Annotated in this window: 15 protein-coding genes; 8 read left to right on the top strand and 7 right to left on the bottom strand. The window is 35.2% G+C overall.

What is annotated here, in order from left to right; all coding sequences use genetic code 11:
* The first annotated feature begins 245 nt into the window (after nucleotides 1-245).
* The 4 genes from ACOZIR_RS21500 (at nucleotide 246) to ACOZIR_RS21485 (ending at nucleotide 3,237) form a co-directional block, all read left to right on the top strand.
* Nucleotides 246-710, top strand: coding sequence for a WapI family immunity protein (locus ACOZIR_RS21500; RefSeq protein WP_310878805.1), 465 nt, complete (start codon nucleotides 246-248; stop codon nucleotides 708-710).
* A 30-nt stretch (nucleotides 711-740) separates the two neighbouring features.
* The gene (locus ACOZIR_RS21495; RefSeq protein WP_045294767.1) at nucleotides 741-1,421 is read left to right on the top strand and encodes an immunity protein Imm33 domain-containing protein; all 681 of its coding nucleotides are present in this window, start codon (nucleotides 741-743) and stop codon (nucleotides 1,419-1,421) included.
* Nucleotides 1,422-1,685: 264 nt separating this feature from the next.
* Nucleotides 1,686-2,843 (top strand): membrane protein, encoded by a 1,158-nt coding sequence (locus ACOZIR_RS21490; RefSeq protein WP_045294766.1) that lies wholly within the window; start codon nucleotides 1,686-1,688, stop codon nucleotides 2,841-2,843.
* Between the two features lie 16 nt (nucleotides 2,844-2,859).
* Nucleotides 2,860-3,237, top strand: a complete 378-nt coding sequence (locus tag ACOZIR_RS21485) for a hypothetical protein (RefSeq protein WP_045294765.1) — start codon at nucleotides 2,860-2,862, stop codon at nucleotides 3,235-3,237.
* A gap of 127 nt (nucleotides 3,238-3,364) precedes the next feature.
* Here ACOZIR_RS21485 and ACOZIR_RS21480 read toward each other — a convergent pair whose 3' ends face one another.
* The gene (locus ACOZIR_RS21480; protein ID WP_152640867.1) at nucleotides 3,365-3,871 is read right to left on the bottom strand and encodes a leucine-rich repeat domain-containing protein; all 507 of its coding nucleotides are present in this window, start codon (nucleotides 3,869-3,871) and stop codon (nucleotides 3,365-3,367) included.
* The gene (locus tag ACOZIR_RS21475) at nucleotides 3,841-3,966 is read right to left on the bottom strand and encodes a hypothetical protein (RefSeq protein ID WP_375156321.1); all 126 of its coding nucleotides are present in this window, start codon (nucleotides 3,964-3,966) and stop codon (nucleotides 3,841-3,843) included. The genes ACOZIR_RS21480 and ACOZIR_RS21475 overlap by 31 nt, the downstream gene beginning before the upstream one ends.
* A gap of 1,250 nt (nucleotides 3,967-5,216) precedes the next feature.
* On the opposite strand from ACOZIR_RS21475, the gene ACOZIR_RS21470 reads away from it, so the two are divergent.
* On the top strand, nucleotides 5,217-5,915 hold the full coding sequence (locus ACOZIR_RS21470) for a hypothetical protein (RefSeq protein WP_045294764.1): 699 nt from the start codon (nucleotides 5,217-5,219) through the stop codon (nucleotides 5,913-5,915).
* Nucleotides 5,916-6,071: 156 nt separating this feature from the next.
* Nucleotides 6,072-7,652, top strand: a complete 1,581-nt coding sequence (gene mbcS, locus ACOZIR_RS21465; RefSeq protein WP_045294763.1) for an acyl-CoA synthetase MbcS — start codon at nucleotides 6,072-6,074, stop codon at nucleotides 7,650-7,652.
* Between the two features lie 43 nt (nucleotides 7,653-7,695).
* Here the strand turns inward: mbcS and ACOZIR_RS21460 are convergent, their stop codons facing one another.
* Nucleotides 7,696-8,658, bottom strand: coding sequence for a VanW family protein (locus tag ACOZIR_RS21460; protein WP_045294761.1), 963 nt, complete (start codon nucleotides 8,656-8,658; stop codon nucleotides 7,696-7,698).
* Between the two features lie 386 nt (nucleotides 8,659-9,044).
* Here ACOZIR_RS21460 and ACOZIR_RS21455 point away from each other — a divergent pair, with 386 nt between their 5' ends.
* Nucleotides 9,045-9,509 (top strand): MarR family winged helix-turn-helix transcriptional regulator, encoded by a 465-nt coding sequence (locus tag ACOZIR_RS21455; RefSeq protein WP_045294759.1) that lies wholly within the window; start codon nucleotides 9,045-9,047, stop codon nucleotides 9,507-9,509.
* A gap of 28 nt (nucleotides 9,510-9,537) precedes the next feature.
* Here ACOZIR_RS21455 and ACOZIR_RS21450 read toward each other — a convergent pair whose 3' ends face one another.
* Nucleotides 9,538-11,049, bottom strand: coding sequence for a class I adenylate-forming enzyme family protein (locus ACOZIR_RS21450; RefSeq protein ID WP_045294758.1), 1,512 nt, complete (start codon nucleotides 11,047-11,049; stop codon nucleotides 9,538-9,540).
* Nucleotides 11,050-11,460: 411 nt separating this feature from the next.
* Here ACOZIR_RS21450 and ACOZIR_RS21445 point away from each other — a divergent pair, with 411 nt between their 5' ends.
* The gene (locus ACOZIR_RS21445; protein WP_045294756.1) at nucleotides 11,461-12,105 is read left to right on the top strand and encodes an SDR family oxidoreductase; all 645 of its coding nucleotides are present in this window, start codon (nucleotides 11,461-11,463) and stop codon (nucleotides 12,103-12,105) included.
* A gap of 35 nt (nucleotides 12,106-12,140) precedes the next feature.
* Here ACOZIR_RS21445 and ACOZIR_RS21440 read toward each other — a convergent pair whose 3' ends face one another.
* The 3 genes from ACOZIR_RS21440 to fabZ form a co-directional block, all read right to left on the bottom strand.
* The gene (locus ACOZIR_RS21440) at nucleotides 12,141-12,761 is read right to left on the bottom strand and encodes an NUDIX hydrolase (protein WP_045294754.1); all 621 of its coding nucleotides are present in this window, start codon (nucleotides 12,759-12,761) and stop codon (nucleotides 12,141-12,143) included.
* Nucleotides 12,762-12,924: 163 nt separating this feature from the next.
* A complete protein-coding gene (locus ACOZIR_RS21435) occupies nucleotides 12,925-13,200 on the bottom strand; it encodes a hypothetical protein (protein WP_014459988.1) in 276 nt (91 codons plus the stop codon).
* 190 nt (nucleotides 13,201-13,390) lie between these two features.
* Nucleotides 13,391-13,816 carry a 3-hydroxyacyl-ACP dehydratase FabZ gene (gene fabZ, locus ACOZIR_RS21430; protein ID WP_045294751.1) on the bottom strand — a complete coding sequence of 142 codons (426 nt, stop codon included), beginning with the start codon at nucleotides 13,814-13,816 and terminating at the stop codon, nucleotides 13,391-13,393.
* Between the last annotated feature and the right edge of the window lie 9 nt (nucleotides 13,817-13,825).

Here is a 13,825-nt window from a genome sequence, read left to right as displayed (position 1 = left end):
TTTTTTTGTTCCATAATTTTTAAGTTGTGTTAAACTTAGTTTTTTCAAAAGAAAAGGCTTAGAGAACTCTCTAGACCTTTTCTTTTGTGATCTACGTTCATTGGATATAAGGAGCCTAAATAAATATTAATTAGTTTATCTTTTTTGTTTGTAAAGATAGAATAGAGAGCAGGCAAATAATGATTTTTACATAACGTTATTAACGTACACAGTGATATATCTTTATATAGAAAGAAGGAACTTGTGTGAAACAAAGTTACTTTTCCAAATATCCATTTGCAGAGTTGTCTTCACAAGATGGACTGTCTTATCTTAAGATATGTACTTATGCATACGCATACCCTGAAGCGGATAACGTACATGATGCAGATTGGCATAAAAATTATCTTACATTTAATATTCCTGCATTTAAAGCTGAAATTGACGAGGTTATTTTAGAAGGGCGTACAATAAAGTACTATCTTAACGAGTTAAAGAAATTCTCAGCTTTAAAGCAGAAGAAAGTACTTTTTGAACCCACTGAACCCTATTTTGGTTTTACATTGACTATGAATGGAAGAAAAAATGTTAGTGTAGATGGGTTTATACAGTATCCCGCTGGCTGGGGAACAGAGCTAAAGTTTGAATTTGAAACAGATTTAACTTACATAGATGCGTTTATTCAAGGGTTAGAATCCATTTTAATTCAGTATCCAATTAAAGAAATTTAAATTATATAAATCAAAGAGGTAATGTATTGTATGAAAAATTGGTTCAAAAAACATTCTAACAATAAAAAAATTGAGGATAATACACCTTGGCAATTAGATAATATTTACAAAAGAAACAAAGAATCTCCTTATACATTTTACAAGCCAAGCAAAGCGGTGACGGATAAATTAAAAGCGGGAGACCTGGTGAAGTTAGTTTTCTTTAGTGATTCAGATACAGATGGTTACAAAGGAGAAAGAATGTGGGTGGAAATTACGGATAGAAACAAAGAGAACTTTGTTGGAAAGCTTGATAATAAACCTTATCATTTAAAGAGCTTAAAACTTGGTCAAATCCTGCATTTTGGCACTAAACATATTTGTGATACTGAATATGAAGACGATGACGCTGCAAAGATGGACTATTACTTTAATGCCCTCGTAACAGTTAGCAATGATGTTTTAGAAAGAAACGAGTTTAATTTTCTGTTAAAGGATAAACCAAATGAACCGAATGATTCAGGATGGGTTATCTTTAGCGGATACGAAGAAGATGAATTTACTAGTAATCCAGATAATTTTCAAATTGTAGCTCTAGGAGTTGTTTTAAATGTTGATGACTCAATTTTAGCTTTTATAAATGAATCACCTCTATGTGCTTATGAAAGAAATGAGTTTGGGCAATTTGATAAAATTCATGACTACGATTGGGAAACATACCTTAGCGAGTGAGGGCTTTGATGAAGTATGAAATTCGACACTACTATATATTTGGTTTTAAACAGTTACTAATAAAGGTGGACGACTAGGTAAATCTATAGAATTTTAAAGTCTTAAATTATTTTAGGAGGCTTTTTTAATACTACTAAACTATAAGAATAGATATGTTAAATAACACCTTACATACACTCATCACCAAAATAAAAGTGTTGATTTTGTGAGTTTCATCATTATATAATTAGTTCAACTTATGTTCAACTTAAAAGGGGTTTTACAATGAAGATTACGCGTTATAACAAAGATTCTGGAAGTTTTTCTAACAAAAACATTATTGATGGATATCTTTTTAGCATTCCTTCTAATGTAATCGAGATAAATAAGGACGAGGCCGTCTCTTATTTTAAAAATAATTTTAGTGATTCGACTAGTCTTAAAAACAATATTGTCTTGTCAACTTTTTTAAATCAACACGAAGAAGAAAGATACTTTTTAATAAGTGACTCGGATAGTTATTCTCAAATAAATTATACCCCTAATGTAATTCAAAATAAAACTTCAAGCGACATTCCATATATTACTTTTTTAGCAGCTATTACATATTATCATTCCCTTAAACTAACCCCGGAATTTGATAATCACATAGAAATTGATTACTTTTCTACCGCTTTACCTATTTGGCTTTTAAGAAGAGAAATTACATTTAAAGTAGCTCAAACAAAAATGGCAAAACGTTTTGAAGGGGAACACAAATTCTCTATTTATACACCTGGCTACAAAAAAAATTTCACTGTTCTAGTTAAAAGAAGCGTCTGTTTAAAGGAAGGAGAGATCTCAAAACTCGCTTTAAAAAAGGACTTTTTATTACAAAACCTTTCAAGTGCAAGTGAATATGACGAATGCGAGACAGTCTTAATAGACATCGGTGGAACCTCTATTAACGCAATTATGTTGGATAAAGGGTTGACCACTATGAACAACAGAAACGCCTTTCGTTGTATAGAAAACCTTTCTTATTTAAATCACCTTAACAAATTAAGAGAAGAAAATTTCCCCAGAGTTTTTGAATACTTGAGGGAATTTGATCAGTTTATTTTTGAAAATCACAAGAACCAAAAATTCGAGCTAAAAAATGAGTATACAGGTATGTCAACAGATTATTCAGATCAAATCCAAGCATCGTTGAAAGAATACGTTAACATTCTTTTAGACACCCTAAATTACACATTTCCTCCACCAGTGAATAAAATGAGGAAGTACATTTATACCGGTGGAGCTTCAGCTGTATTAAAACAAACTATAAATAACGTCATAAATGAAAAAATTGGTCAAGAACGAACAGAGAGGTACCATAAGTTTCCTGAAAACAGTCGCTATTTAAATTTATTTGGTTTAGAGATTCGTAGCTTAGGCGCTCTTCGTAAAAGCTATATTTAAAAAGTAGGTGAAAAGCATGTCAGAACGTCAAAATGCATTTACAATCAAGACTAATCAACTTTGTGATGTTGTTTACGAAAACCTTGAAAAATATGCAAAATCACGAAAACTCGGTGATTATATTTCCACATTAATTTTGCGCGATTTGGAACAAACATCACCTGAACACAATTCTTCTACAAAAGAAAATAACCATAAAATGTTTGAACACATAAGTAAAGAGCTAGACGTAATTAAAGGAATGCTCCAAGCGCAGGCTCACCCATTGCAGGTACCAAATAGGGAAGGTGATGTAAATTTAAATTTGTCTACAGGTGAAGGGAAAATATCAGATTTGTCAGCTGTTACTGGGTTTATTGAAGATAAAGATTTAGTCGAGTATAGCGATTTCTAAACACAGTGATGCTATACACGTTAATTACATATGTATTGTACATTTATTTTGACGGGACTGTTAACAGCCTCGTCTATTTATCTTTCCTCCAACTTTATAACTATAACATTTAATTTGTTTGTATCTTTTACGAATATAGTTCGGCACGATATTTATCCTGAAACTGCCTAAACTGTTTTTCATATTTCTCTAATCTTGATGCATCAGATACTGAGTTCAAGAAAGGCTTTCGTTTCCCAGTAACCATTACATCTTTTCCGTCAATATGCTGCAGTAATTTTGTATAAGGCTGAAATAAATTACATGTAGTACTAGGTAAGTGAACCGAAAGCTTTGCATACTCTTCTGTTGGAAATTGATTGGAAATATGCAACTCTCTTAAATCCTGTAAATGTTGAAGAGGGGATAATGATTCATCTTTAATACGGATATTATTTAATTCTAACGTCTTAAGATTAACCAAACGACTTAGCGGGCTTAAAGTGCTCAATTTTAGCGTATTAGACACTACACCGCCTGCAAGCGTCAGTTCCTCCAACCAACAGCAATCAGGTAATACACTAATATCCTCCAAGCGTTTAAAATCTTCAACTCCTAAAGTTCTTAAATGAACATTTTTTGATATATCCCACAAGCTACCATAATATGCTTGATAAATTTGATTTCACTTATGTACATCATAAGCGGTACTATATAAAGAATCACAAGTGAGATAATTGTTGACCACATGCATGCAGAGTAAAACTTATTGGTATGTAGTCCGATTTCAGCTATCGGCGGTTATTGAACAAACTATTAACAAATTTCTATATGAAGAAGGCCGCTGAACTGGCGTCGAGTACGAACTATTTGTTTATGACCCCCAAAAAACATTCCAAATGGATGAGCTCAAATAGAACTCGTTCTTAAAAATTAGAGGGAAGGTGAATAAAGCTACCTTTTCTTTTTAATTTTTCTAGTTTACATAATATATATTCTAGGAACCAATAGGTAAAACATAAATTCCGTCTCAATTTAAAAGTATACTTATGTTAGTGAGACAGAATTCAAAAATGAGATAGGGTTTATGTTTATCTCACTCGACTCGCTAAACTAATTATCCATAATATTTGTTCTAATTGAACAATTGTAGATATGATTTTATAGAAATACATATGAATTTCACCAGTTTATTTTTAGGATTGATCAGTTCGGTTTATGTTTAGATTATAGTTAGAGATTTTGGAAAATGAATGAGTTTACTTATAGAAATTAAATTTTACACTCATTCATTTTTCTCATCGTATTCTCAATGAATCCTTTGCAAAACGATGAAATCTGTTTGTGTTTAATATCTTCAGGATTTATTTGCTACTGAACGTATATTTTTCATTTAGTACATATGTTTGCATTAAATGGATTTTTATTCATTCACGAAAGTTAAAACCTCGTATTTTCTGTAATAAAATACACTTATTAGTATTTTTATTCTATCAGATTCTTTATTAAAATCACAACAAACCCCTTTCCTATCAGCTTTTTAGTGATTTTAGTTGTAGTTTCCTTTTTCATCGGGTATAATATTAAACAAATAGATGACGGTATAAATTGGATGTCATTATCCAGTTTTAAAGGAGCGATACTCATGAACATTACAATTTATTATGGAAATCATGAAGATAAAACAATTCACACAATGGATTGTCACGTAGATATCGATTTAGATGATGAAGATATGGTAGCTTTAACAGAAGCTCGTTAATGAATATATAAAAGGCTGTGGATGCTTTTCATCTGCAGCCTTTTATTTTTTTGTTCCCCCTCTCCTCTCCAATATCTAACGACCGCTGCGTTTTATAATTCTTAGTTACTTTTATTACAAAATTAAAAATTCTCCGTTAACTTCTCTTTACTTTTCGACACATTTTTTGTATCATTAGATAAGAACGTATGTTCGTTTTATTTTTTATCGTATTGATGATCACAAGGAGTGTTTTTGAATGACGGTACGAAAAAGAAAAAGAAAGAAGCTCCCTCCTACCCTATCCAATACAGGCTTTATTGGAGCAACGTTTGCTGATACAGATGAATTAGCACGCAACGAATATCATTTTCCTCGTAAGCAAATGAAAATTACCCATTATGTTTTAGATGCCTTACTTCAAGGGGCAACGCACTTATTTCAACAGCATAAAGTTGAAGCCGCTATCTCATGCGTGTATCTGCCTAAGTACAAAAAGATCGGTTTGGTTCTTTCTAAGCAACCTTTTGGCCGCGATGAAGGCATTGGGTATTTTATTAATTACTTAAAGGAAATCGGACATATTGAATGGGATGAAAAAACGAAAGACTACGAAATACATAATACGAGTTTTATCGGCGTGGTATTTGCAGATCTAGAAAAAATTGCTAAGTTCACCTTCGACTTTGAGTTAGAATTACTGTCAAAGTTCGTCAAAGACTTAATTATTCCCGCTAAAGAGCTATTCTTGCAGCATAATGTAAAAGCGTATCTCTCAGGCGTTGAAAATGAAGATCAGCATAAAGTAGGGTTTGTTTTATCGATTAAGCCTTATGATGAACGTAAGGAAGCAGACTTATATTTTGTGGAGTATTTAAAAGAACGTGGTTTATACGAAGAGGACGAGTCTGAAGAAGAGCTAGTACCTATTCATACAAAATGGAGCTTATTTAAATAACATACGTTATACCCGCTGTCGTAATAAGACAAGCGGGTCTTTTTTTGCTTTTTTACTAAAACCCAAAACAAATTAGTAGCAAGTACTAATAGTTAGTAATATAATAATAGTAATGATAAAAAATCATTGATATCTATAATATAAGGAGTCGTTTTTATGATTCAACTAAAAGACTTAGTTCCAAGTGAACATTACAATTTAACAGAGGAAATTGAAAAACATGCATCCGATCAGCTTGCGCTAAAGTGGCAGGACGCTGACGGTGTGCGTGAGGAAATTACATATAACCAGCTGTTAGCAAAAGCAAACAAAGTAGCAAACGGGTTAACGGAGCTAGGCTTAACAAAAGGCGATCACGTGTTGGTTATTGCACCTCGCCTTATTGAATCGTATGCTATTTACTTAGCATGTTTAAAAGCAGGTATTATTGTAATTCCTTCTTCAGAACTATTACGCGCAAAAGATATCCAATATCGTTTACATCACGCTGAAGCAAAAGCGATTATTTCTTACCATCCTTTCTGCAATGAGATCGATAAGATTGAAAACTTCCCTACTTCTCTACAACATAAAATTACGTTTGGCGCTGATGAGACGTCATGGACTCGTTTAGAATCACTGACTGAGAATGCATCAGAACAGTTCCAAGCAGCTAAAACAACGAAAGATGATACGGCATTTCTTCCTTATACATCTGGTACAACAGGACAGCCAAAAGGCGTTGTTCATACTCATGGATGGGCTTATGCTCACCTTCGTATCGCTGCTGCTGAATGGTTAAATATTAAAAAAGGCGATACAGTCTGGGCAACAGCAGGTCCTGGTTGGCAGAAATGGATTTGGACTCCGTTTTTATCTGTACTTGGACAAGGTGCAACGGGCATTATCTATAACGGACGTTTTGAACCTAAAAAGTTTTTAGAAATTTTACAAGATGAAAAAGTAAATGTATTGTGCTGCACGCCAACAGAGTATCGCTTTATGGCTAAAATTGATGAGCTTGAACGTTTTGACCTGTCTCACCTTCATAGCGCTGTATCTGCCGGAGAGCCGCTAAACGAAGAAGTGATTAATGTGTTTAAAAAATATTTTAATATCCAAGTACGTGATGGGTACGGTCAAACGGAAAATACCCTTTTGATTGGTACCTTAAAAGGTGTAAAAACGAAGATTGGTTCAATGGGTAAACCGATGCTTGAAGGATTTGTAGAAATCATTAATGAAGACGGCGAACCTTGTGAGCCTGGAGAAGTTGGAGACATTGCCGTTCGTAGAGACCTCCCTTCTCTTTTCAAGCACTACTACAAAGATATGGAGCGCACTGAGAAAACGTATAAAGGAAAATACTATTTAACAGGTGACCGCGCTTCTAAAGATGAAGAGAACTATTACTGGTTCCAAGGACGCGGAGATGATATCATTATCAGTTCCGGCTATACAATTGGGCCGTTTGAAGTTGAAGATGCATTAATTAAGCATCCAGCAGTTAAAGAATGTGCCGTTGTAGCTAGCCCAGATGCTGATCGCGGCCATGTAGTAAAAGCGTATGTGGTTCTTGTTGATCATTTAAAAACAACAGATGCAGGGTTTATTAAAGAGCTACAAAATCACGTGAAAACTCTAACTGCACCTTATAAGTATCCTCGCGTAATTGAATTTATTGATGAATTGCCAAAAACTAATTCAGGTAAAATTCGACGTGTGGAACTTCGTGAACGCGAGCAACAACAAGCATAATGAATGAAAAAAAGACGTATCTGTTAGGATACGTCTTTTTTTATTAGATGGAACGCTGTGAAGTACGAACATCTACCGTTAAAACACCGGTATTTACATTTGCGTATGCTTTAATGATGACAGGATAATCTTTGTTGTTTGTGAACTTAAAATCAGGTCCTCCCCACGATACGGTTGCATCTCTTCCTGCAGGTACATACCCTACATGTTTTGAATGGTGAGACCTAGCTGTCACTTGAAGACCAGCGCCGTCAATAGCATTAAATAACGTAGAAGATGTTTGACAAATACCTCCGCCAATTCCCATCACCAGCTGTTTATTGATAATTTCAGGGGCAGGCTGATAGCCTCTTTCTGCTGTGCGCTCCCCAACTGTTTGATTATAAGAAAATGAATCTCCTGGTCCTAATACAACGTTATTAATTGCTTCTGCTGATAGCTGAACATTTCTGTTTCTGCTTGTATCACTTGGACGAAAACGTGTAGAATACGAAGCTAGCGATACATCAGCGATTCCCTGAGCAGATGCTGCCGTTACATTTGGAGCGGTTTCGTAAATCGGAACCTTTACATCCAGTTGTTTCGTATTTAAGTCCTGCAGATTTTTAACAAGTTCTGCTTCTTTTAAGATGATTTGCTTGGACCCACCAGTCAACGATCCATTTTCATCTATTTTTATGTTTTGCATAGGTGTGTCGATCCCTTTTGCCAGCTCAGACGCTAACTGTTTAATTTCTTGATCATATACACCTTTATCCTTGTAATGAACTGGCTTGAATTCTTTCATTACTTCTCCTGTACGGGAATCTTTTAACTGATACGTCAGTTCTTCGACTTTAAGGACTGGCTTTTTCTTTTTCTCAGCCTTTTTTTCTGGTTTTTTAGCCGCTTGTTTTTGTTCTATCGCAGCTGTTTGCTTTGCAGAATGATTTGTATACATGCCGTACGCAATAAACGCACTAACAATTGTCGCGCCAAGCAAAAGCGCCCCTAAGACTTTCTTCATGTAATTGAATCCCCCCATATCTCGGCTTTACCTCAATATGTTTTTTCTATAAAAATATGTATACATTCATTTTATACAAACACCGTCTAAAAGACGATACGTCAAAGTGAATAATCACCATTTTTTATATTTTTTTCTTTGTTCAACACATGAGATAAAGCGGATTGATGTTCATAGACCCCATTTTCCAGAAAACATATGTTGTATACGTTTCCTAATATTACTATTCTTATATATAATAGCACGAAAACAAGGATTTTTTAACGAATTATGGTAATTATTTTTAAATTTTTCTGACAATTTTCGCGGTGTTGTTCATTTTTCTATGGGCATTATACATGGTATAATGGTAAAAATGGAATTTGTTTTATGAGGAGGATTTACGCTTGACTGAACGTTATAGCAAAGAAGAGATTAGTCATCAGCTAGAAAGTATAGATCATGTAAAAGAAGCTCTTTTAAAATATAAAAACACCGTAATTGGTGAGAAATATGATTTGCTTCCCTACCATTTAACTTCAACAAAAGAGGCAATCTTAAAGACTATTCACGATAAAAAAAGCTGTATTGTTAGCGATATCACAAAAGTACTTGGGCTCTCACCCGGTGCTATCACCATTGTATTAAATCAATTAGAAGATGATGAGCTTGTGAATCGTATTTATAAAAAGCAAAACCGCCGAAGCGTGTGGGTAGAGTTGACAGAAAAAGGCGAAAAAGTTGTCGAAATATTGCAAGCTACTCGTGTCGATTTTTGGTCAGATTTACTTTCACACTTATCAGAAGAAGAAAGAGATCAATACTTTCACATTATGAAAAAAATATCTCAAAAATTACAGCAAGAAACATAAAAAAGCGGCTATATAAGCCGCTTTTTTATTACGCATGTGCTAACGCTTGTTTTTTCACTTCGTTTTTCAACACTTTTCCTACGCTGTTTTTAGGAAGTGAAGAAACAAATACAACCGTTGGCACTTTATATGGCGCTAATCGTTCTTTACAGAAGTTCACTACATCTTCTTCCGTTAAAGTTGATGCTTCTTGTTTAACAACAAATGCATATGGAACTTCACCGTACACGTCATCAGGCATGCCGACAACCGTTGCTTCTAACACACAATCTGCTGCTAAGACAACTTCTTCTACTTGATCTGGGTAGATATTGTCTCCTCCATATACAATAACGTCTTTATAGCGTCCTTCGATATAAAGAAATCCGTCTTCATCTAGTCGACCTGCATCCCCCATCGCTAACCAGCCATCTTGCAAGACAGCGTTTGTTGCTTCTTCATTTTGCCAGTAGCCTTTAAACAGATAAGGGCTTCTTACAAGCACTTCACCTTTTTCTCCAGTTGGTACTTCTTGACGTGTCTCTGGGTCCACAATCTTAACTTCTACATGCGGAGCAGGTTTTCCAGCTGAGCTTACTTTCTTCCATCCCATTTGAGGATGCCATGAACTGATAATCCATGCTTCTGTACTTCCGTACCCTTGAGCTAAAATCATGCCGTTACGATCATATTGTTCAATTAAAGACTCTGATACTTTTGTTCCCCCTGACACAGCAAGTTTTAGAGGGAAATCATAGTGATCTCCTTTTTCAAGCTCTTCTACGATGTATTTTAATGCCGGTGGTAGTGCAAACAGCATTTTAATGTTTTCTTTTTCAATTACCTCAATTACTTTAGCTGGATCTGTTTCTTCAGAACATACCATTGTGTTTCCTGTGTTAATGCACATAAATAAAATGCTCATCGAACTCATGTGGAAGAATGGATGAACAAATAAATAGCGCATGCTTTTATCAATATTTGCACGTTCTTCCTGTCCGCCAGAGTTTAAAAAGGCACTTACCGATCCGTGTGCAATCATACATCCTTTTGATTTGCCTGTTGTACCTGATGTGAACATCATTAATGCTAGATCTTCAGGAAGTACTTCAGGAAGGGCTTCTGGTGTAGTTGTATTGTACGCTGAGAATTGAGTTGTAAATTCTTTTGCATCCTCAATTTTTAACGTAAAGCTAAGTCCATCCGTTTGTTCCGCTTTTTCTAATACAGACGTAAATTCATTGTGGTGGATAATCGCTTTTAACTGTCCGCTCGTAATAATGCTATCAAGCTCATAAGGTGTCATACTCTTACTTAATGGAACAACGACTGCTCCTACTTGCAAAATCCCCATTGTAACGACTGGGTAAGCAATGCTTGTATGAGCTAAAATGCCAATACGATCTCCTTTTTGAATGCCTTTCTCTAAGAAGTAATGAGACAATTGATTTACTTTTTCATGAAATTCATTAAATGTATAACGTTCATTATGTTCAACTAGTGCTTCATGTTGAGGAGAAATCTCTGCACGTTCTGCGACTAAGTATTGTAATGTGTTCATTTTATCCTCTCCTTTGTCCGCTCGGACTAAATATTTCGTTCATGAATATTTTAATGACTAAAACATAATAACAAAAAAATTTTCCGAAGTAAAAGTTTAAAATTATCAAAATGTGTTTACATAGGTTGTATCGGGAAATGTTAAAAGAGATGCTGTTTTTAAGAAGTGTTGTATTACCAAGGGTTTGAGAAAATTTTACAAAATTTAAATAGTTCAGACACTGGGTTTAACGAACTATTTTTTTCCTTTTTTTGTTTGTAAATTAGTTTTTATTTCTTGTTTTTCATTTTTTTAATATATTTTCTTAATTTCCCCTTATTGACCTGATTTTGAGCTCATTTATTGAATGAAAACAGTGAATATGAAACAATAATATATAAGCATTTGGATTTGAAAGGAGCAAATTTAGACATGAAAGTTCTTGTAATTGGTGCGAATGGTCAAGTAGGCCAACATATTGTAAACATTTTGAATGAAAGTGATGTGCACACTGTACGTGCGATGGTTCGTAAAGAAGAACAAGCAAAAGAGCTTGAAGCAAGAGGGATCGAAACAGCTTTTGCAAGCTTGGAAGGCACTGTGCATGAAATTAAGGAAGTCATGAAAGGCTGTGACGCCGTTATCTTTAGCGCAGGATCAGGCGGAAGCACAGGTCATGATAAGACACTTTTAATTGATTTAGATGGTGCAGTAAAAGCGATGGAAGCTGCAGAAGATTTAGGCATTAAACGATTTGTAATGGTAAGCGCCCTTCAAGCACATCACCGTGAAAACTGGAATACATCACTAATCCCTTACTACGTAGCCAAACATTATGCAGATAAAATCTTAGAAGCAAGCGGATTAACATATACAATTGTTCGCCCAGGCGGATTGTTAAACGAACCAGGAACAGGACGTGTAGATGCTGGGGAGAACAAAGAGCGCGGATCAATTCCTCGTGAAGATGTAGCGCGTGTTGTAGTGGAAACGTTAAGCGAAGATCATACATTCGGACGTTCTTTTGATTTAGTTTCAGGTGATACGCCTATCACAGAAGCTATTCAATCTATTTAATATAAAAAAAGCAGCGAATGCGTATTCGCTGCTTTTTATTTGTCATTTAATACATGTACCAAATGATAAATCACTTTTGCTGTCAGTCCCCATATGACTCGATCTTCATAGTAATAAAAATGTTCTTCCATCTCTCTTGTTTGCCAATTATAATTTTCACCACCAATAATCGCGTCATAAGGAAAATTATGTTCGGGTTCTACTCTGAAATGAATATTGTGTATATCAGGTTCGGTACGCTGAAAAAAAGAAAGAGGCACGGTAAATACTTCTGCTACTTCCGAAGGATTCGGTCGAAGTTCAAGCGACTCATCAATGAAACCTACATAAGGATAAATGATTGTTCCGAATTGAGAAACAATATAATCTAAAGCTTGTACTTGCTGAATAGATTGGGGCGTAATCCCTAACTCTTCAGAGGTTTCGCGGATAGCTGTTTCTTTTTCATCTGCATCCGTCTTTTCAACACGCCCTCCTGGAAAACAAATTTCTCCGGGCTGTCTACGTAAATCGAGCGCTCTTACTTCAAATAAAACATGTAGTTCCCCTTGTTTTTCAATAAGCGGAACAAGAATGCCGAAGCGGGAGAATTGCTCCATCCCGAGGATTGTCGGCATCCGATTTTCTAACTTAGCTATAATGCGGGATGCATCCATACGTCCACTTCCTTTCACAAAATGAATTATCAAAAGAATAGCGAGTTATAAGCTGCGATGTCAACTAACCTGCAAAAGAAAGCTGTTATCTTTATTATATGAAGAGATGTATCGAATTGACACTACAATTGATAAAAATATAAATAAAAACAGATAGCATCGGCTACCTGTCTTTTTGTCTTGTTTTTAACAAACCATAAATAAGTAAAAAGAATGCCACCACACTGATAAGCAATCCTCCTACTTGCTTATCAGTGAGTCCAAAACGAAGCTGAAGCCAAAAGATAACCAAGCAAATCAAAATGACGCTGGTAGCTAAATAAAAGTAAATGCTGTAGAAAAACGGATTTGTTCTTTTCCGTTTGTAGACAAGTAGTGAGATGCCTATATACGTACCTAAAAGTGTGAGTAATACAACAACTTCCGTTAATGTTCTCACTGCATTCTCCCCTCTCCCTTTTTTTTCTTCTATACCCCTTTTCTTCTTTTATCAAAAGGTAAAAAGGTATTCATAAAAAACCGCCCTTACGATATAAGGCGGTTTTCTCGATACGCTTTATCCTGAATTATTTGCTTTTTTTTACATTGATCGTTTTCATCTTCTAACTAACATCAGCTGCTTTTTCGTACTATACATCAAGAGCAAAGGTAATGACCGCTTCACAAGCTAACTCGCTGTCTACAAATGCTTTTCCTTTTCCTCTTACAATCTTTCCGCGCTGCTTGAGAACCTCAAATTCTAAGCGCAGTGTATCTCCTGGCCTTACTTGACGCTTAAAACGACATTCGTCTATCCCTGCTAAAAAAGCAAGTCTTCCTTTTTGTTGATCATTAGGAGCCATGGCAAATCCACCGAGCTGAGCAAGAGCTTCGACAATAAGTACTCCTGGCATTACCGCATAGTCCGGGAAGTGACCTTGAAAAAAAGGTTCATTTGCTGTTACTTGTTTGATTCCTACCGCAAGCTTTCCTTCTTCTTGTTCTAAGATGCGATCAACAAGTAAAAAAGGATAGCGGTGTTGAATGGTATGTTTTATTTGTTCAATATCTTTCATATGTATCGC

The sequence above is a fragment of the Priestia sp. D3YE.R1 genome (assembly GCF_049199565.1).
Lineage (GTDB): Bacteria > Bacillota > Bacilli > Bacillales > Bacillaceae_H > Priestia > Priestia aryabhattai.
The sequence above is the reverse complement of the archived record's forward strand: the minus strand, read 5'-3'. Positions and strand labels throughout refer to the sequence as shown.